Origin of the sequence: Candidatus Methanomethylophilus sp. 1R26 (genome assembly GCF_001481295.1) — an archaeon.
Classification (GTDB): Archaea; Thermoplasmatota; Thermoplasmata; order Methanomassiliicoccales; family Methanomethylophilaceae; genus Methanomethylophilus.
Window position 1 is genome coordinate 13943 of record NZ_LOPS01000015.1, and the last position, 17480, is coordinate 31422.

At 62.1% G+C, this 17480-nt stretch carries 18 protein-coding genes, 1 tRNA gene and 3 pseudogenes; 4 read left to right on the forward strand and 18 right to left on the reverse strand.

The window, feature by feature from the left end; genetic code table 11:
• The first annotated feature begins 70 nt into the window (after window positions 1–70).
• Window positions 71–2050, forward strand: coding sequence for an ATP-binding protein (locus tag AUQ37_RS03075; RefSeq protein WP_058747363.1), 1980 nt, complete (start codon window positions 71–73; stop codon window positions 2048–2050).
• Window positions 2051–2058: 8 nt separating this feature from the next.
• Here AUQ37_RS03075 and AUQ37_RS03080 read toward each other — a convergent pair whose 3' ends face one another.
• The 7 genes and pseudogenes from AUQ37_RS03080 to AUQ37_RS03105 form a co-directional block, all read right to left on the reverse strand.
• A complete protein-coding gene (locus AUQ37_RS03080; protein ID WP_235584873.1) occupies window positions 2059–2613 on the reverse strand; it encodes a manganese efflux pump MntP family protein in 555 nt (184 codons plus the stop codon).
• A gap of 67 nt (window positions 2614–2680) precedes the next feature.
• Window positions 2681–2792 (reverse strand) — tRNA-Tyr (locus tag AUQ37_RS03085).
• 43 nt (window positions 2793–2835) lie between these two features.
• Window positions 2836–3588: a proteasome assembly chaperone family protein gene (locus AUQ37_RS03090; RefSeq protein ID WP_058747382.1), complete on the reverse strand. Its 753-nt coding sequence runs from the start codon at window positions 3586–3588 to the stop codon at window positions 2836–2838.
• Entirely contained in the window at window positions 3588–3755 is a 168-nt protein-coding gene (locus AUQ37_RS13460; protein ID WP_201013682.1) for a nucleolar RNA-binding Nop10p family protein, read from the reverse strand. Before AUQ37_RS13460 ends, AUQ37_RS03090 begins: the two co-directional genes overlap by 1 nt.
• 19 nt (window positions 3756–3774) lie before the next feature.
• A pseudogene (locus AUQ37_RS03095) lies at window positions 3775–4538 on the reverse strand (translation initiation factor IF-2 subunit alpha).
• Entirely contained in the window at window positions 4538–4705 is a 168-nt protein-coding gene (locus tag AUQ37_RS03100; protein WP_058747365.1) for a 30S ribosomal protein S27e, read from the reverse strand. The pseudogene AUQ37_RS03095 and the gene AUQ37_RS03100 overlap by 1 nt, the downstream one beginning before the upstream one ends.
• Window positions 4706–4710: 5 nt before the next feature.
• On the reverse strand, window positions 4711–4989 hold the full coding sequence (locus AUQ37_RS03105; protein ID WP_058747366.1) for a 50S ribosomal protein L44e: 279 nt from the start codon (window positions 4987–4989) through the stop codon (window positions 4711–4713).
• Window positions 4990–5206: 217 nt separating this feature from the next.
• Here AUQ37_RS03105 and AUQ37_RS03110 point away from each other — a divergent pair, with 217 nt between their 5' ends.
• Window positions 5207–5581, forward strand: coding sequence for a DUF488 domain-containing protein (locus AUQ37_RS03110; RefSeq protein ID WP_058747383.1), 375 nt, complete (start codon window positions 5207–5209; stop codon window positions 5579–5581).
• A gap of 64 nt (window positions 5582–5645) precedes the next feature.
• On the opposite strand, the gene rpiA is transcribed toward AUQ37_RS03110, so the two are convergent.
• Window positions 5646–6335: a ribose 5-phosphate isomerase A gene (rpiA, locus tag AUQ37_RS03115; protein WP_058747367.1), complete on the reverse strand. Its 690-nt coding sequence runs from the start codon at window positions 6333–6335 to the stop codon at window positions 5646–5648.
• 55 nt (window positions 6336–6390) lie between these two features.
• Between rpiA and AUQ37_RS03120 the strand changes: the two genes are divergently transcribed.
• On the forward strand, window positions 6391–7050 hold the full coding sequence (locus AUQ37_RS03120) for a diphthine--ammonia ligase (protein ID WP_058747368.1): 660 nt from the start codon (window positions 6391–6393) through the stop codon (window positions 7048–7050).
• A gap of 84 nt (window positions 7051–7134) precedes the next feature.
• Here the strand turns inward: AUQ37_RS03120 and AUQ37_RS12860 are convergent, their stop codons facing one another.
• The 5 genes and pseudogenes from AUQ37_RS12860 to AUQ37_RS03145 form a co-directional block, all read right to left on the reverse strand.
• The gene (locus AUQ37_RS12860; RefSeq protein ID WP_058747369.1) at window positions 7135–7728 is read right to left on the reverse strand and encodes an HAD-IC family P-type ATPase; all 594 of its coding nucleotides are present in this window, start codon (window positions 7726–7728) and stop codon (window positions 7135–7137) included.
• Window positions 7725–8240, reverse strand: a complete 516-nt coding sequence (locus AUQ37_RS12865) for an HAD family hydrolase (RefSeq protein WP_058747370.1) — start codon at window positions 8238–8240, stop codon at window positions 7725–7727. Before AUQ37_RS12865 ends, AUQ37_RS12860 begins: the two co-directional genes overlap by 4 nt.
• A 34-nt stretch (window positions 8241–8274) precedes the next feature.
• Window positions 8275–9429, reverse strand: a pseudogene (locus tag AUQ37_RS09445) (heavy metal translocating P-type ATPase); the annotation flags it as partial.
• A gap of 7 nt (window positions 9430–9436) precedes the next feature.
• On the reverse strand, window positions 9437–9655 hold the full coding sequence (locus tag AUQ37_RS03140; protein ID WP_058747372.1) for a heavy-metal-associated domain-containing protein: 219 nt from the start codon (window positions 9653–9655) through the stop codon (window positions 9437–9439).
• Between the two features lie 104 nt (window positions 9656–9759).
• Entirely contained in the window at window positions 9760–13530 is a 3771-nt protein-coding gene (locus AUQ37_RS03145; protein WP_201013686.1) for an AAA domain-containing protein, read from the reverse strand.
• A 111-nt stretch (window positions 13531–13641) separates the two neighbouring features.
• Between AUQ37_RS03145 and AUQ37_RS13465 the strand changes: the two are divergent.
• Window positions 13642–13884: pseudogene (locus AUQ37_RS13465) on the forward strand (thioesterase family protein); the annotation flags it as partial.
• Window positions 13885–14028: 144 nt separating this feature from the next.
• Here the strand turns inward: AUQ37_RS13465 and AUQ37_RS12060 are convergent.
• The 5 genes from AUQ37_RS12060 to hpt are packed head-to-tail and all read right to left on the reverse strand — an operon-like array spanning window position 14029 to window position 17420.
• Window positions 14029–14424 carry a hypothetical protein gene (locus tag AUQ37_RS12060; protein WP_235584864.1) on the reverse strand — a complete coding sequence of 132 codons (396 nt, stop codon included), beginning with the start codon at window positions 14422–14424 and terminating at the stop codon, window positions 14029–14031.
• Complete coding sequence (locus AUQ37_RS10755; protein WP_201013688.1) at window positions 14397–15155, reverse strand: MFS transporter; 759 nt, start codon at window positions 15153–15155, stop codon at window positions 14397–14399. Before AUQ37_RS10755 ends, AUQ37_RS12060 begins: the two co-directional genes overlap by 28 nt.
• Window positions 15110–15460, reverse strand: coding sequence for an MFS transporter (locus AUQ37_RS12870; RefSeq protein WP_201013689.1), 351 nt, complete (start codon window positions 15458–15460; stop codon window positions 15110–15112). Before AUQ37_RS12870 ends, AUQ37_RS10755 begins: the two co-directional genes overlap by 46 nt.
• Before the next feature lie 50 nt (window positions 15461–15510).
• On the reverse strand, window positions 15511–16797 hold the full coding sequence (locus AUQ37_RS03160; protein ID WP_235584865.1) for a tripartite tricarboxylate transporter permease: 1287 nt from the start codon (window positions 16795–16797) through the stop codon (window positions 15511–15513).
• Window positions 16798–16847: 50 nt separating this feature from the next.
• A complete protein-coding gene (gene hpt, locus AUQ37_RS03165; RefSeq protein ID WP_058747374.1) occupies window positions 16848–17420 on the reverse strand; it encodes a hypoxanthine/guanine phosphoribosyltransferase in 573 nt (190 codons plus the stop codon).
• Window positions 17421–17480 lie beyond the last annotated feature (60 nt).

The following is a 17480-nucleotide window of genomic DNA, read 5'->3' on the forward strand; positions in this document are numbered from 1 at the left end:
GTGCGATGCCTGCTGAGATGCGGTTTTAAATCGCAGTCTTCCCATATGAACGGCGGCATCGGTGGTATGATTGGCCGAAGGTCAGCATGAGGACGGGACGGAGGAGGAGAAATGGGAGACAAGGTACATGACGGTCTCCGGATTCCGCAACCTCGGCCCCCTCATCGACGGAAGGCAGCACCGGGTCCGCATAGACATCAACCGCGGCCTCGACCGCACCATGATCGGGGGCATCGTCACCCTGATAGGCGCCAACAACTGCGGTAAGTCGAACGTCCTCAAGGCGATAGAGACCTGGTACCGCGACATCATACAGCCGGAGGACTACACCGATTTCGTCGACGACCCGCGTGAGCCCGTGCTCCGCATGGTGGTGGCCGACGGGAGATACGATGCGATGGCGGAGCCGCTGACCATAGAGGGTTTCATCGAGGCCATCGAATCGAAGCGCGGGTTCGAGCTGTTCAGGCAATGGCTCGCGGTCATCGAGAAGGCCGATGAGACCAACCGCGCCTCCGAGTACATCACCGCGCTCGTCGAACCGAAGTACAACGACGTGGGCAATCCCATAAGGATAACATCGAAGACCATCACCAGGGAGCAGTTCTGCCAGTACATCGATGTGGGCATCCGTTTCCTGGAGATCTTCGACGAGGACATGCTGAACGCGGTCCGGGAAACGGGCCCGAGGCCGGAGCAGAGGTTCTTCGTCGACATGTGCGCCGCGGTCCTCTCCGAGGAACCGGAGATGGCGCTGAAGTACGGGCGCTCATGGATCAACCTCCTGCAGTTCCTCGAGAGGTACCCTGACGACCCGATGTTCGACGTGTTCGGGATATCGTACGAGTCCGTCTCCCGCAACTTCGGCGACCGCTACGGATACTACATCAGTCAGAGGGTGTTCCGCTATGAGTACACCAAGCTCCGCGATTCGGACCTCGTCTGCGATCCGAGGAATCCCAGCAAGACCATGCTGAGCCTTCTGGGGTCCGCCGGCTGCAGCCTCTCCATGCTCGCCGACGCTTACAAGAGCGGGAAAGATGCCAGGAGGACGCTGCAGAAGAACGTGAACTATCTCCTCACCGACATAGCGGACAATTTCAACAGCCTCCTCGGCCCGGTCACCGGGAAGTACTCCTTCAAGGTGGACATGGATTCCACGCAGATCTCGTTCGGGATATTCCGGGAGGACAGGCAGGTGGACATAGACCACCAGTCCGAGGGATTCCGCTGGCTCTTCGATTTCTTCGTGTTCCTGTTCGGGAGGAAGAACTACCTCCCCGGGGACATCATACTCATCGACGAATACGGCAACATGCTGAACTACTCGACCGTGGGGTACCTCACCGAGGTCATCCGCAACTTCGGCAAGAGCTCCGGCATCACCTTCGTCCTCGCCACCCAGAATCCCATGGCCATCGATGTCCGTCATCTGGACGAGATCCGCCTCGTCAGCCCCAGGCCGAACGGCAGCGCTGTCGTCTACAACAATTTCATGCAGGTGAGCCGCGAGGACCACGACATCCTGCGCCCGGTCCTGGAAAGCCTCACCGTGGGCAGGAACTACCTCCGTCCCGAGGGCAGGAAGATCATCTTCGTCATCGGGTTCACGGAGTACTTCATCCTCAACGGCTTCGCTTCGGAGCTCGAATCCCGCGGATCGGGAGCGCATATCGACTTCATCCCGGTGAACGGCCTCGGCGGGTCCAACGTCGGCATGGCCGAGACCCTGGAGGAGATCAGGAGGATCGAGGAGAGGGCGGTGGTCCTGGTGAACGGCGACGAGGAGGGAGACGTCTTCTCCGTATACTCCAGAGGATCTCCCGGGATATCGGTCATCAAGATGCCGGACACCGTCGGCGATCCTGCGGTCAGGACGGTCTCGGATATGTTCTCCCCGGCCGAGCGGAAGAAGTACGGCATCGACAGCGGCAGCTTCGACCGTCTGGCATGTTTCTCCCAGAGCATCGGGACGTTCTTCGACGAGATCAATCCGATGACGAGGCTGCGTTTCCTGCGGCTGATGAAGAACCTGTCGCGCTGCCGCTGACGGCATCCTCAGAGATATCCCAGATGCTCCAGGGGGACGGAGATGCCTATCAGAATGAGGATGATCCCGCCGATGAGCTCCGCGGCCGGGCCGAGGCGGCCGCTGACCCTGCACCCTATGTAGGTCCCGATGAAGGACAGGGCAAAGGTGACGGCCCCGATGACCGCGGCGGGGGCCCATATCGAGCTCTCCACCATGGCAAGCGAGATCCCCGTGGCAAGGGCATCTATGCTGGTCGCTATCGCGAAGAAGAGCATGGCGGAGAACTCCATCCCGGCCCCTACGTCCTCGGACTCTCCCGAGCGGGACTCGCGGATCATGTTGGCCCCGATGACAGCGAGAAGGGCGAAGGCGACCCAGTGGTCATAATCCTCTATCGCCCCGCTGAACGCATCGCCGATGTAGTATCCGATCACCGGCATCAGGAATTGGAAGAACCCGAACCATGCGCCGACTACGATCCCGGCACGGGCAGAGGACCTGCCTATGGCCAGCCCTTTGCAGACGGATACCGCGAAAGCATCCATGGCCAGACCGACGGCCAACAGGAGCACTGCGATCATTTCCACTGACGCCCGAAAGAACGCATCGTATAAAATCCAGGCGGGCGGCGGCCTAATGATAACCGATTGGTCCCCACCCCCTGATTTGAACAGGGGACCTGCTGATATCAGCGGCTGTATCGGATCTCTCCGAGAACACTCTACAGTCAGCCGCTCTAGCCAGTCTGAGCTAGGTGGGGACTATCCAAGGGATATTGCTGGGATATAAAAAGTTAATCCAATTCACCCGATGTAACCGAGATCGTCCCTGCTGCTGTCAGCGCTTCCTGCGGCCTTGACCTGTTCCGAGAGCTCATCGATTTTCTTGGCCTTCTCCTCGAGCCCCTTCTTGTCGGCATCGGCGATGCTGAAGTAAGATAGGAGGACGTTGACCACCGCCAGGGCGCTCTTATGGTCTTCGAAGTATCCAGACGTCTCGCCCATGAGGCAGAAACCGTCCACTCCGTTCATCTGCGCGAAACCCAGGAGCAATCCTGCGGCACCGATGATGCCGGCCTGAGGCTGTCCGGGGTTGAATACGGTGCCTGCCTTCTCCAGGCCCGGTTTGAGCTCCTTGCGGGTGACGGCCCCGTAGACGTGGGGGCTGTCGGCCATGAGGCCGGTCCCGTAGCCGCCCAGGGTGACCACGAGCGAAGGCCCGTAGGGCATGATGATGTCCATCACGTCCTGGGCCAGTACGAACTGTCCCTCGGGGCTGTTGGCCTGGTATCCTCCGCGCAGGAACACGGCGTCCCTGCCGTCGGGCAGTTCGGCATGCCATAGCTCGTTGCATGCCATGGATACGACGCAGTCGTCGTCCGGGATGACCTGCGCCGGGAAGTTCATGGAGAAGATCCTGGCGAACCGGGATGCTTTGAGGGTATCGGCCAGGAAATCCCCGGCGATCTTCCCGACATTTCCGATCCCGGGAAGGGCCTCTATCAGTATCGGGTCCCTGAGGACCGGCTTGCTGTCAAATCTTACGATACTTTCCATCAGCACCGAACTCCTCTTTCATGGTCTCGCGGCGGTATTTCCCGTAACGGTCGTCGGGGGGAGAAGCGGGGAGGCACCGGGCAGACCGTGGCCCTGCCGCATTTAGGGCACGAATCCGATAAAGTGTAGCGCCCGCATCCGGGGCACCTGCGGATCCGCGAGCCCATGTTCACTTGCTCTCGCGCTTCAGGACGCGGAACCGCCGTTCTTCACGAGGCTGTCTATGGCGGCCTTGGAGACGCGCTTCATTATCTCCTCGGCCTCCTTGTACTCGGGAGCGGTGACAACTATCCTGTAGCGGGGGGATCCGACGCTGGTGATCTTGGCGTCGGCACCGTCCGCAGCCTTGAGGCCCTCCAGGAGAGCATCCTTGATGAGCACCGCGCCGTCGGGGGCGTGGAGGTCATCTCGAGCACGCCGTCGATCTCGACAGCAGGGGGCGTGATGTTCTCCTTCGCCACCTCTACGAATTTCTCGACCCAGTATCCTTTGAAATAATCAGAGAATTCCTGAGGCTGGGCCACTACGGCCTCGAAGGCATCGTAGAGGGAGCCGTACTCGTCCATCAGCGTGTTGCCGAAGTCCTTGTAGGCAGTCGGTAGGTCGACCGAGAGCCTCTCGGCGACGATCTCGAGGAGCTTCGCTGCCTTCTTCTCGTTCTTCCACTGCTGGATGCGTTCCCTCTTCTGGTGATCGTTGACGGACTTCAGGGAAAGGTCGATGTGGCCTTTCTGGGAGTCCACGCCCAGAACCTTGCAGACTATCTTCTGCCCTTCCTTGACGTAGTCTTTGATGTATTTTACCCAGCCGGTGGCCACATCCCTCACATGGATGAACCCCTCTTTGTCGTCGTATTCGTCCAGAGTGACGAATGCGCCGAAGTTCTTCACCGAGGTCACGGTGCAGACTACGAGTTCGCCGTTGTCGGGGAAGCCACTGGCACGGGACATCAGCCGACCACCTCAAGGACCTCTCCGGAGATCTCGCCGTCGCCGCCCTTGGGGGTGACGAGGACGGATCCGCACATGCTGCAGAGGACCTTGGTGGCTGCTTTCTTGAAGACGATCTGCTCGGCGCCGCAGTCCGGGCACTTTACTTTGACGAAGTTTCCTGCCATGTTAATCACTCGGTGAGCTCGAACTTCTTGGCCCTGATGCATGCGGTGAGGTGGGCCTTCTTGCAGTTCTCGCACCTGTACCTGAGGTTGATCCTCTTGGTGGGCTTCTCCCTTCCCTCGGGCTTGGGCCTCGGGAAACCTCCGTAACCGGAAGTGACCTCCCTGAATCTCCTCTGACCCCATTTGAGCTCGCTTGCTTTCTTCTTCTTTACCCTTTCGACCGCGTGCATGGTGTGGGTGCCGCAGTAAGGGCAATAGGTCTTGATCGTCCTAGGCATCTTCATTCGTATCACCTTGAATGTTCTTCGGCTGGAATGCTATAGCATACGCCGGAGCGACTAGGTCTGCTATACCGAGGTCATATTTAATGGTGTAAGGAAAAGAAGGACCGTTCAGATTGGTAGTCGCGCGCTCCCTATATACAGTATGAGGCGCTTAGACGGCAGCAAGGCCGTCCATTCGGACCGGTCTGAAAAATGTTCCCCGAGGTCGATCGTGAGTATGAATCATCAGCTCAGGGCTGTGCGGGTCTACGATCTGAAACCGGATACGGAAGGATTCCGGATTCTGGTCGACAGGCTTTGGCCCAGAGGCAAGCGCAAGGAAGATCTTGGGCAGTTCGAGTGGGCGAAGGACATTGCCCCGTCGAACGAGCTCAGGAAATGGTTCGGGCACGACCCCGGCCGTTTTGAGGAATTCGCCCGGAGATACCGGGAGGAATTGGACGGGAATCCCCAGGCTGGCACATTCTCGGATGAGGTCAGAGAGAATCTGAAGAGCGGGGATGTTCTCCTGCTGTTCGGAGCGAAAGACAAGGAGCAGAACCAGGCCGTCGTCCTGAAGGCCTGGTTAGAGGAAAGGCTCGGAACGGAATGAAATATTCCGGGAGGCCTCCCGAAAGGACCTTCCGGTTTTCAAATAGGATCTCGGGATCGGCCGTTCAGGCCTTCCTCTCTTCTATCGTCCCGTCCGAATGGGCGATGACGGCCGACACGGCGCAATTGAGGAACAGCCCGCACTCCACCACCCCGGGGATGGTGTCGATCGCGGACTGCATGAAGTACGGCTTCTCGATGCCGTCGGGGAACCTGCAGTCGTAGATGTAGTTCCCGCCGTCGGAGACGAACGGCTCGCCGTCCTTCATCCTCAGAGTCGGCTGGCAGCCGTTCCTGGCGAGCCCGTACGAGGTCTTCCCGTGGCCGAACCTGCAGACCTCGACGGGGAGGGGCGCCTTGGTGCCCAGCTTCTCCACGAGCTTGGTCTCGTCGGCGACGATGACCTCGGCGACCGTGGCCGCGGCGACGATCTTCTCGCGGAGGAGCGCCCCGCCCAGGCCCTTGATGAGGTTGAGGTGCGGGTCGATCTCGTCGGCCCCGTCGATGGTGACATCGATGCTGTCGACGCCGTCTATGTCGGCGATCTCGATGCCGTGCTGCCTGGCTATATCCTCGGTCTGCTGCGAGGTGGCCACACATCTGAGCTTGTAGCCCTGGGCCACCAGCTCTCCGACCCTGAGGATGGCGAAGTAGGCCGTGCTGCCGGTCCCGAGGCCGACGGTCATCCCGTCTTCCACGTAACTGTCCACAGCTTTTTCGGCGGCCGCTTTCTTCAGATTGCTCAGGTCCGGCATAACGGCGCCCATAGATGAAAAGTCATATAAGGATAGCGCAGGTTCGTCACCGCGTATGAGGCTGGCATCCCTCTTCTCGGGCGGCAAGGATTCCGCGTTCTCGCTCTATCTGGCGGAGCAGAGGGGCCATGAGGTCCCCTACCTGGTGAACGTCGTTCCTGACGACCGTGCTTCCTGGCTCTTCCACACTCCTAACCTGGGGTGCGTCCCCGCCATGGCCGAGGCCATGGGGAAGGAGCTGGTCATAGGGCATTCCTCGGGAGAGGAAGGCAGCGACATGGAGGGCCTCCGCAAGGCGCTCGAGGGCCTCGATGTGGACGGCGTCGTCTCGGGCGCGGTCTGGTCGGATTACCAGTGGGACAGGATGAACATCGTATGCGGCGACCTCGGCCTGAAGTTCATCGCCCCGATGTGGAGGAAGGATCAGGACATGATGCTGGACCAGCTGATCGATGCGGGGATTGAGGCAGTCATCGTCGGATGCTACGCGGAAGGCCTCGACGAATCCTGGCTGGGGAGGCCGATCGACCGCGCGGCGGCCGAGGACCTGAAGAAGCTCCGCGCGAAGTACGGCATCAGCGTCATGGGCGAAGGCGGGGAGTACGAGTCGATGGCGCTGTACTCGCCGCTGTACTCCAGGCGGCTGAAGATCGCCTCGGCGGAGAAAGAATGGCATCACGGTTCCGGGATGCTCAAAGTAAGCAAACTGGTCTGATCCTCGGGGCCGCCGGAACGGCGCGGTTCTATTTTCAAGAAGTTTCAGGGGCGGGGCCGTACCGGTCCCGCCCTGTCCGCCGGTTCAGGCCGGCGTCCCGGTCCCGGGGGACCCCTCGGAAGGCGGGACTTCCGTCCTCTCGGGTTCCCTCAGCGACTTCGGGACGAACCTGCCGAGCCTCAGCGCATTGGCGGTCACCGAAAGCGAGGAGCATGCCATGGCGGCGGCCGCCAGCATGGGCATATGGTCGAACTCGCCGAGGCCGAGGACGGTAAGGAGCCCGGCCGCGATGGGGATGCAGACCGAGTTGTAGATCAGGGCCAGGAAGAGGTTCTGATGGATGTTCCTCACCACAGCGCGGCCGATCTCGAACGTCGCCGGGACGTTCCGCAGGTCGGGGTTCATGAGGACCACGTCCGCGGCGCCGATGGCGATGTCCGTGCCGGAGCCGACGGCCATGCCTACGTTCGCCTGGGTCAGCGCAGGGGCGTCGTTGATGCCGTCCCCGACCATGGCCACCGTCCTCTGCTCCACCTGCATCTGCTTGACGGCGTCGATCTTGTCCTTGGGGAGGGCGGAATAGCGGACATCCTCTATCCCCACCTCCCTGCCTACGGCAAGGGCGGTCTCGCGGTTGTCGCCGGTGATCATGACCGGTTCCACGCCCAGGGCCTTCATCGATGACACGGCGGACCTCGAGTCTCCTTCACCGGGTCGGCCACGGCTATGATGCCGGCGGCCTTCCCGTCGACGGCGACGTAGACGCAGGTCTTGGCCTGCGCCGCGAACTCTTCATAGCGGCCCGCCAGTGCGGAGACGTCAGCTCCCTGGGACTCCATGAGCCCGGCGCTTCCGACCGCTACCTTCCGGCTGTCTGCGGTGCAGACGACACCGTTGCCGGTGACGCTCTCGAACCCGCTGTGCTCTGGGATTTTCAGCCCTTCGGCCTTGGCCCTGCGGACCACGGCCGCCGCGATGGGGTGCTCGGAGTCGGATTCGGCCGCGGCTGCAAGTGCCAGCAGCTCTTCGGCGCTGAATCCGGGCGCAGGGACGGCATCGGTCGTCTCGGGGTTGCCCGCGGTGATGGTCCCGGTCTTGTCGAGCACGACGGTATCGATGTTCCCGCAGGCCTCCATGGTGGCGGCGCTCTTGAACAGGATGCCATACTTGGCGCCCTTCCCGGTGCCCATGATTATGGCCAGGGGGGTCGCCAGCGAGCGCGCAGGGGCATGCAATGACGAGTACGGAGATGAGCGCGGTGACTGAGTACGATACGCTCTTCCCTCCTGCGATCATCCACAGGAGGCATACGCATACCGCTGTCAGGATGACAGCGGGCACGAACACCGCCGATACGCGGTCGGCGATCCTTGCGATAGGGGCCTTGGTCCCCTGCGCGCCCTCGATCATCCCGATGATCTGGTACAGCGCGGTGTCCTTGCCGACCAGGTCGGCGCGGAACCTGAGGCTCCCGGTCCCGTTGACGGTGGCCCCGAAGACCTTGTCGCCGGCCTTCTTTAGCACCGGGACCGATTCTCCGGTAAGCATAGACTCGTCTACGCTCGATTCGCCCTCCAGGACGGTACCGTCCGCGGGGACGGATTCGCCGGGCCTCACGAGCACAGTGTCCCCGGCCCTCAGGTCCTCGAGGGGGATGACCTCCTCCTTCCCGTCCTTTATAACCGTGGCCTTCTGGGGCTCGAGGCTTATGAGCCCGGACACTGCATCGTTGGTCTTCACCTTCCCGACGGCCTCCAGGTACTTCCCTATCGATATGAAGGCGATGATCATCCCTGCCGAGTCGAACGTCAGGTCCTCCACGGCGCCGGTATCGCCCGTCCATATGAGCCAGGTGTTGTAGATTCCGTAAAGGAACCCGACGCCGGACCCCAGGCATATGAGGGAGTCCATGTTGGGGTTCAGCATCATGAGTCCGCGGATGCCGCGGCTGAAGAACCTGCGCCCGGCAACGAGGATGACGGAGCACAGGACCAGCTGTATGCACGCGTATATCAGCGGGTCGTCGTCGCGGAACGGCATGTCCGCGCCGAACATCGGCCCCATGGCGTAAATGCTGAGGGGGATCGCGAAGACGACCGCGATGATCAGGTTGATCTTCTTGTATTCAGCCTCCTTCCGGTCCGCCTCGGCGATGGCCTTGGCATCGCCTTCGATGACGGTGTACCCGGCCTTCTCTATGGCGCCGATGATCTTCGAGCGGTCAGTGCTGTCATCGTAGGTCACGGTGGCAGTGTTGTTCCCGTAGTTGGCCACCGCATCGGAGACTCCGGGGACCTTCTTCACGGACTCCTCTATCTTGACGGCGCAGGCCGCACAAGACATCCCCCCGATACGGAGGATCTCCTTCTTCTGCGTCATTGCATCATCAGAAGAGGCCCTTCTTCACCTTCGCGGGGTATCCCGCGTCGACGACGGCCTTGACAACAGCAGCTTCGTTCGTCTTGGCCTCGTCGTACTCGAGCTTGGCCGAGCCGATCTTCACCTTGACGTTCGATACGCCGCCGACGCTTTCCAGCGCCTTGGTGACGTTCGCAACGCAGTTCTCGCACATCATGTTCTCGATCTTGAGGTTGAGTTTTGCCATGTGTGCGGTAATGCTCGCATCAACGATAATAATTTTGGCAAGCCTAATAAGGTTCCCGGTCCCGCTATGCGCGGACGGGGGTTTTCCGGGCAGTCGGGCCCCGATCACGGCTGGACCGGGGTCCCGCTCTGGGACCTCTCGATGGCCTCGACTATCCTGGAGATCTCCGTGTCCGGGGACTTCCACATGCCGGGCGTCCAGACCCTGTGGATGTGCCAGCCTCTCGATTCGAGGTATTTCTGGCGGTGGTAGTCCCTCTCCCTCGTCCCTGCTTCGGAAGCGTAGATGCGGGTGTCGCTCTCTATGCCCAGGATATACCTGCCGTCCTGCTTCACGGCGAGGTCTATGGTGTAGCCGCCTATGCCGACGTTGCGCTCGACGGTGTAGCCCTTCCTGACCAGCGTTTCGTAGACCCTGTCCATCACCGGGGCCGCCGCCTGCTCTTCCTCCTCGATGCGCTCGTCGGTCCCAGGAGGCGTGTAGGACCTCAGGATCGCCTGGGCCTCGTCCCTCCTGCCGTTGCTGACCGCCCTCGCGTACTGGAGGTAGCTCTTGAGGATCCTGGGGCCCTCGGATTCGAGGGCATCGACCTGCAGGTCCTCCGGCTCGATCGACGACACGATGATGATCTTGCGCTTCGCCCTGGATATGGCGACGTTCAGCCTGTTCTCGCCGCCGCGGGCGTGAGCCAGCCGAACCTCTGGTGGAACCTGCCGTCCGGCTCCCTCGCGTATCCGATAGAGAAGATGATCAGGTCCCTCTCGTCGCCCTGCACGGACTCGATGTTCTTCACGAACAGGCCCACGTCCTCCCCCGTTGTCGTAGCGCCGGCTCTCATCGGCCACCCAGGCATCGAAGTCCGGGTCCTTGGCGCACGCCTCTTCGAGGCGGTCGTTGATCAGGTCGCGCTGGGACACGTTGAACGCTATGATGCCCACGGTCTCCCTGTTCCTCCTCTCGACGGAGAAGCGCTTGAGAATCGCGACCACTTTGTCAGCTTCGGTGAGATTGCTGCGGTCCTTCCATACGCCGTCCACCCTGACGACCTCGATCGGGGGCCTCTCCGGGGTCTCGATGTTGGGGGATACGTAGAGCTTCCCGCCGTAGAACGCGTAGTTGGAGAAAGCGATGAGCTCCTCGTACTTCGAGCGGTAGTGGAAGTTCAGGAGGATGCTGTCATACCTGGAACGAGCGAGGTCCAGGAGGCTCTCCTCCTCGAGGGCGCTGTTGACCTCGACGTCCTCGGATTCGTCCTCTTCCTCATCTCCGTAGGTGATCCTGCCGACACCGAGGGAGGAGGGCCTGAGCTGCTTGTGGTCCCCGGCGACGACGACCTTCTTGGCGCGGTAGATGGACGGGACCCCGCGCTCGACGTACATCTGCGATGCCTCGTCGAACACGAGGAGGTCGAACAGGCCCATGTCCATCGGGATGATCTCGGAGACGACCTCCGGGGTGAGGAGCCAGATCTTCACTGCCCCGAACAGCTCGTAGCTGTAGCGGCCGATGAACTTGCCGAGGCTCCACTTCCTCTTGTTCTCTATGATCCTGGCTATGTCCCCGCGGCGCTTGGACTCGCTCATGACGCGGAGGGAGTTGGCGAGCTTCGCCTCTAGCAGTCTCCTGGTGGCGGCCCTCTTCTGCTCCATCTTGAGGTCTATGTCGGCGATGATGCCGTCGAAATCGTGGAGCATCTGGAGGATCTGGCGGTGGGTGGAATCGAACGACTGCAGGCGCCTGTTCAGCAGGTACTTGTAGATCCCGTCGTTGGCCTCGCCGTCGCCTATCGAGAGGTCCTTCCCGACCGCCAGCAGGTCCTTCCCGTATTCCCTCTCCGCCAGGGTGAGGCCGTGGTAGACCGTGGAGCGGTTGGCATAGGTCTCGTAGCTGTCCAGCGCCTCGGCGTACTCGGAGGGCGCCCGCATGATCATGTCGATCGTCTTCCCGTCGTAGTTCTGGAAGTACTTGTTCGCGATCGAGGTGGCGTCCCTGGTCACCTTGCCCTTGGAGAACAGCCTCGACAGGAACCCCTTCTTGCTGAGGTCCTCGACCTCTCCGCTGAGGCGTTCGAGGTCGGACTTCATCGCTGCGATGTCGAAGCCGCTGAGGTCCTGCTTCATGATGCCCATCCACGGGTCCTTCTCCATGATCCTGAAGTAATCGCGGTAGTTGCCGACCAGGCCGGAGGAGGAGAACTTGCTGTGAAGTCCCCTCACGCCGTCGTATTTCTGGGACAGCAGGGAGCTGTCGACATCCTTCTCGTAGATCTTGTAGGTCTCGAACTGGCTCTTATCCCCGGAGTTTAGCCAGGGGTCCATCCCGTAGAGCCGGACGGGCGCGATGCCGAAGTCGTCCGGGCTGTAGATGCAGTCGGAGATCTCGGTGAGCTTGGAGACGTCCTCGTCTATGCGGCCGGAGATCTCGTCGGTCCCCTTGGGGATGGCCAGGGGGCGGATCTCCATCATGATGCCCAGCTGCCTGTAGAAGCGGTCCTTGTCCGAGGTATCGTCGATCTGCAGGCAGTACTTCGAGAGGCTGCCCAGGCGGCTGTAGACCACGTCCAGAGCGGTCTTCTTCTCGGACACCATCAGCACCGTCTTCCCTTTGGCGGCCGCCGAGCAGATGAGGCCGGTGATCACCTGGGACTTCCCGGTCCCGGGAGGGCCCTGCACCACGATGTCGTCCTTCTTCTCGATGGCGGTCAGGACGTTCTCCTGCGCCGAGTTGAGCACGTTGATGTAGGTCAGGTCCTTCTCGGACGCCTCGATGCCCTCCTTCTTCATGTCGCTCTCGCTGAGGGGAGCGGGGCCGTCCGCATAGTAGTCCTCCTTGTTGAGGTCCTTGATGAGGTCGGCGAGGGTGGAGTTGATGGACCTTCCGGACAGCATCTCGTCGAAGTCCCTCTGGATGAAGTTGGAGTACGACGGGAACTTCCCGAGGACCGCGCTGAACACGACCATCATCTCCCCCTGCCCGTACTTGGGGAACTGCGAGGCCCGGTACTCGGTGAACTTCTCCAGGGCGGACCTGCGCCTGTCGCAGCCGATCCTCGGCCCTGCGCTCGCATAGAATGCGAGCAGGTCGTCCATGAACTTGTGGCGGTCCGGCTCCTCGATGGCGCTGTCCGGCAGGGGACGGTTGTGGCGGGAGGTCTTCATGAACGCCAGGAGGAGCGTCGTGTTGTAGACCGTGTCGCGCGCGCTGTCCAATGTCAGGACGAAGGTGGAGGAATGCCTCTCGGCCTTCACCGGGAACAGGGCGAGCGGCGCCCTGATGCAGAACTCCTCGTCGCCCTCGAGGCGTCCCTCGCAGAACGGGTAGGCGATGTACAGGTCGTAGGACCCGCGCTCCCTGACGTCGCGGTTCACCTCGCGGAATATGTTGTTGACCCGGGTGTACGCCTTGGCGTCCTCCTTCCCGGAGGTCCGGTCGCAGACGGTCAGAGTTTCCTTCTTCCCGAAAAGGAAATCGAGCACATCGCTGCTCTGGACGGTGATCGTCAGGTCGTAGGAGCTCTTCGCGCCGGTGCGCGGCATGAAGAGGAGCCTGTTGCCCTTGCTGACGTTCACCAGCTTCTTCTGGAGCTCCCTGAGCGTCCCGGCGACGCCGTCGTCCAGCTTCGCGCCCTTGGCGGCCGTTACGGCGTAGCGCCTGGTCACCGCCAGGAACGAGGTCCCGTAGACCTCCGCGAAGCGCTGGCCGATGCCGTCTATCGCAGTCAGGTCCTCGAGCTTCGTAGGCATGCGGCGCGCCATCTCCATGAGCGCCTCGTCCGAGCATATCTGGGGGGCTTTCCCGTTTTCAGCGGCGTGCTCCTCCCTCAGTTTCTTGCGCAGCTGCACCAGTTCGTTGTAGAGGTTCTCCTCCGAGTCCATAAGGTCCCACCCTTCTCGCCGTGCTAAATGCCGTTCCATAAATAAAACGAACGATGTCCGTTCCGGTTAAATAAAAACGCAGGATTGCATGCAAATATGATAACCGTAGGCATGAAGGCCGAGAAGAAGCTCACTGTGGCCGAATCGGATACTGCGGAGGCCCTCGGGAGCGGGACCCTGCCCGTTCTCGCGACCCCCAGGATGGTCCTCCTCATCGAGGCTGCTGCGATGGAGGCCGTTAAGGCGGGGCTGGAGCCGGGGGAGACCACCGTCGGCACCAAGGTGGACGTCGATCATGTGTCGTCCTCGCCCGTCGGATCCGAGGTCGTCTGCCGCGTGGAGGTCGTCGAGGTCGACAGGGCCAGGATCAGGTTCTCCGTCTCGGTCACCGACCGCTTCGGGGATGTGGGGAGGGATTCCATGAGAGGTTCAAGGTCCGCTCCGAAAGGTTCATGGAGAAGGCGGCGGCGAAACTGGCCGCCGACTGAAACGTTCTTATCAGCAGGGGCCCCGGAACGGCCCGGGGCTCCTGCTGTCATTCTTTTTATCCCTGACCGCCCAGGAGATGAATGCCACCGTGAGGCAGCAGGCGGTGACGAACGCGGCCGTGGGGACGAAGCCGTCGAGGAAGGCGTCCCTGGTGACATCGCTGATGTCGACCCCGCCCGATCCGGAGAAGAAGGTGAACATGGCGGCGGCTATCGCGGTGCCGAGGGCGCCTCCGATGTAGTAGCCCTCGTTGGTCAGCGATGATGCCATGTCGCGCTCGCTCCCGGCATGCTCCACGAGCCGGGATGCCATCGGGCCTCCGACGAACGCCCATCCGAGTCCCTGCGGGATCATTATGAGGCTGAACAGCAGGAAGTCTATGTTCCCGGCGAACGCAGCGAACATGCCGACGCGATGGCTGTAACAAGCCCGGCCGTCACGCAGAACCATCTCCTGCCGCGCCTGTCGGACCAGCGGGCCACGGGAAGTCCCAGGACCGCAGTGATGCCCGCAGCTTCCAGCAGGAAGAGCCCGACCTCCATGGAGCTCATGCCCTCGACGATCCTCCCGTAGAACGGGATGAGATAGAGGATCCCCATGTAAGCGAGGTTTATCAGCATCAGGCAGAGGAATATCGCAGTGAAGTCCTTCCTGGCGAACATTGAGAGCTTCAGGAGCGGAGAGTCCTGGCGTCTCTCCCAGGCGATGAACGCCGCCAGGAGGACGATGCATAGGACGGCCGCCGCCGAGGTGTAGGCGATGAAGCCGTCGTATGACAGGGTCTCCACGGCGAAGATCCCGGAGGCGACCGCGGCGAAGAGGAGCGCTGTGCCCTTCAGGTCCAGTTTTCCTCTGTGCACCTTCTCTGCGGACGGGGGGATGGCCTTCAGGACCAGGGGCGCCGTCAGGATGCCGATGGGTATGTTGATCAGGAATATCCAGTGCCAGGTGGTGACGTCCACGATGATGCCGCCCAATGCGGGACCGAGGGCGAAACCGACCGAGGACCCGATGGTGACCACCGCAAGGCCGGTGCCGAGCTTCCCCGGCGGGAGGTGCTCGGTGCAGCACATCGGCCCGGCAGCCGCCATCATGGCCGCTCCGACTGCCTGGAATGCGCGGGACGCGATGAGCACCCAGAAATCGGGGATATCCCGCAGAAAAGGGAACCGACGGTGAAGACCGCCAGGCCCGCGGCCATGACCTTCCTCACACCTCTGTCCGCCGCGATCCTCGCGAACAGGACCAGAAGGCCGGCCAGGACCATCATGTAGATTATAGTGACCCAGGAGCTGGTGGCCGTATCTACGCCGAGGCTATCGCCGATATCGGGGAGGGCCACGCTGACCACGCTGCCGTCGAGCCCGTCCATGAATGTGGCGATGAACACGACCGCCAGCATCATCGCTGTGTGCTTTCCGTCTAGTATGGTTCTCTGCATACGTCCCCCCGGCGATGGAAAATCCCTATATGAAACATTTAGAAGTTCCGTCACAGGAGGATCGGGATCTCCGGGCTCAGCCCCGCCTGCGAAATCAGGGCCGGCACGATGAGGCATGCCGTCAGGCATACCCTCCCGATGCCCAGGGCAGGGGGCATCATACCCAGTGCCGCGGAGACGGCCAGCACGATCAGCCCCCACGGGCCGGTCAGCAGGAGGACGAGCGCCAGGATCAGGATCAGGGAGACAGTGCCCAGAAGGTCTGCCGGCACTCTCTCGGCGATCCCGGCCATCGTTTTCCCCGCTCTGATGGTTATCGCATAGCCTGCGGCGGAGGATACCGCTATGCTCAGCAGGATCAGGGCGAATGCCTCGGAGCAGAAGCCCTCCAGCGAATCGCCGATGACCTCCTTAAGCGCCAGCGCTGTCCCGGACCTTCCGCTGCCTGAGACGGACAAAGTTACGAGGGAGAACACGGAGGTCACCGTCCCGATGCTGGCGGTCATCGATATGAACGCTGCCGCGTCCTTCTCCCGGGACAGCGCCGATGCCAGCGACGATCCGGCGGCCGCGGTTATGCCGGGGAACCCGCCCGCTATGCATCCGGTCAGCACTCCCCTGAGGCCCGGGAGCGGGCCGACCGGGTCCCTGCCGTCATCCGTCTGCTCCGGGATATCGGCCGCGCGCTCCCTGTCGAGCAGCGGGGGCAGTCCGAACAGGCCGGCGAGCATCGGGAAGAGCAGCGTCCCGTCGCCCATGATCCCCCTGCACGGTATCCCCAGGTTCATGACCGCCCAGCCCAGCGCCCCGGCGGCCATCGCAAGAGCCAGGGATGCGAGCGGCCTCGGGGACATCAGGACGATGGTCGCCATAGTGACAGCGAGGACCCCGAACGTGGCCGCATCGAAGTACGGGCCGAGGCCGTGGAGCAGGAGCCACTGCATAGGCACTGCCAAGGCTATTGCCGATGCTGCCCCCACGGCGCTTCCGACGGCCGCTGCGCGGACCGCAGCCATGCCGCGCCCTTCCAGCAGCAGCCGGTGGGCGGGAAGCACTGACAGCGCTTCATCGGGGTCCGGGGCGCCTATGAACACCGAGGGGACGAAGTCGACGAAGGAATGGACCGCGGACGCCGACATTATGACGCAGCCAATCAGGACCGGAACGTATTCCTCCGGCACTGCGCCGGATACTGCAGAATCGATCGCTGGGTATGAGGCGAGCATGAGCGCCGCCAGGGTGTTGACGTGCACACCCGGGACCAGGCCGCTGAACGTGCCGGCCGCCGCGCCGACCGCGGACGCCGCCAGCGCCAGGATGATGATCTCCGGTCCCACGCTCTGCCGAGCGGGGGAGCGGTTCAAAAAGAGAAGGTGCGGGAGTCAGCTTAACTCCCTGTCAGGCGGCATCTCACCCTGCGGTCGGGGCCGACGGAGACCTCTACCATGGTCTTCACGCGGACGCCCGTCGACTTCTCTACGGCCTCTTTGCCGTTCGCCTTATCTACAGGTACCACAACATCCGCGATCTCGGCGCCGCATTCCTCCCTTATCGCTCTGATGATGGCGGTCAGGGTCCCGCCGGTGCTCACGACATCGTCGATGACGGTGACCCTGTCCCCTGCGGATATGCCGTTGATGTGCATCACTGACGATGAATAGCCGGTCTTCTGCTCCACCGAGACCTCTCCCGGCAGGCGGTACTCCTTCTTCCTGATGACCGTGTACGGGATCCCCGTCCTCAGCGATATCGGAACTCCGAGCGGGATACCCATGGCCTCCGGCAGGGCGAGGACATCGCAGTCCAGGTCCGCTTCGGCCATGATCCATCCGAGGACCTCCTCCAGGACCTCCGGGTTCATCCTCGGCACGCCGTCCGTGAGAGGGTGGACGAAGTACGGGTATCCTTTGCGGTCCACCACGGGGCATTCCTCGAAGCTCCTGATGAGTCTGTCGTACATGGTGCCCCGATTCCGGTACAACGGTAAAAAAATGGTCCCTGGGTCCGTTTCCTATTTATG

What these genes read in the sequence shown, in the direction of transcription:
- AUQ37_RS03080 (WP_235584873.1), bottom strand. Translation starts at nt 2,613, where the DNA reads ATGATCGCAGTGCTCCTGTTGGCCGTCGGTCTGGCCATGGATGCTTTC.
- rpiA (WP_058747367.1), bottom strand. Translation starts at nt 6,335, where the DNA reads ATGCCGGACCTGAGCAATCTGAAGAAAGCGGCCGCCGAAAAAGCTGTG.
- AUQ37_RS03105 (WP_058747366.1), bottom strand. Translation starts at nt 4,989, where the DNA reads ATGAAGATGCCTAGGACGATCAAGACCTATTGCCCTTACTGCGGCACC.
- AUQ37_RS03140 (WP_058747372.1), bottom strand. Translation starts at nt 9,655, where the DNA reads ATGGCAAAACTCAACCTCAAGATCGAGAACATGATGTGCGAGAACTGC.
- AUQ37_RS12865 (WP_058747370.1), bottom strand. Translation starts at nt 8,240, where the DNA reads ATGGGCACCGGGAAGGGCGCCAAGTATGGCATCCTGTTCAAGAGCGCC.
- hpt (WP_058747374.1), bottom strand. Translation starts at nt 17,420, where the DNA reads ATGTACGACAGACTCATCAGGAGCTTCGAGGAATGCCCCGTGGTGGAC.
- AUQ37_RS12870 (WP_201013689.1), bottom strand. Translation starts at nt 15,460, where the DNA reads ATGCAGAGAACCATACTAGACGGAAAGCACACAGCGATGATGCTGGCG.
- AUQ37_RS03110 (WP_058747383.1), top strand. Translation starts at nt 5,207, where the DNA reads ATGAATCATCAGCTCAGGGCTGTGCGGGTCTACGATCTGAAACCGGAT.
- AUQ37_RS13460 (WP_201013682.1), bottom strand. Translation starts at nt 3,755, where the DNA reads ATGGGCTCGCGGATCCGCAGGTGCCCCGGATGCGGGCGCTACACTTTA.
- AUQ37_RS03100 (WP_058747365.1), bottom strand. Translation starts at nt 4,705, where the DNA reads ATGGCAGGAAACTTCGTCAAAGTAAAGTGCCCGGACTGCGGCGCCGAG.
- AUQ37_RS03120 (WP_058747368.1), top strand. Translation starts at nt 6,391, where the DNA reads ATGAGGCTGGCATCCCTCTTCTCGGGCGGCAAGGATTCCGCGTTCTCG.
- AUQ37_RS03145 (WP_201013686.1), bottom strand. Translation starts at nt 13,530, where the DNA reads ATGGACTCGGAGGAGAACCTCTACAACGAACTGGTGCAGCTGCGCAAG.
- AUQ37_RS12060 (WP_235584864.1), bottom strand. Translation starts at nt 14,424, where the DNA reads ATGTTCGCTGCGTTCGCCGGGAACATAGACTTCCTGCTGTTCAGCCTC.
- AUQ37_RS12860 (WP_058747369.1), bottom strand. Translation starts at nt 7,728, where the DNA reads ATGAAGGCCCTGGGCGTGGAACCGGTCATGATCACCGGCGACAACCGC.
- AUQ37_RS03090 (WP_058747382.1), bottom strand. Translation starts at nt 3,588, where the DNA reads ATGGAAAGTATCGTAAGATTTGACAGCAAGCCGGTCCTCAGGGACCCG.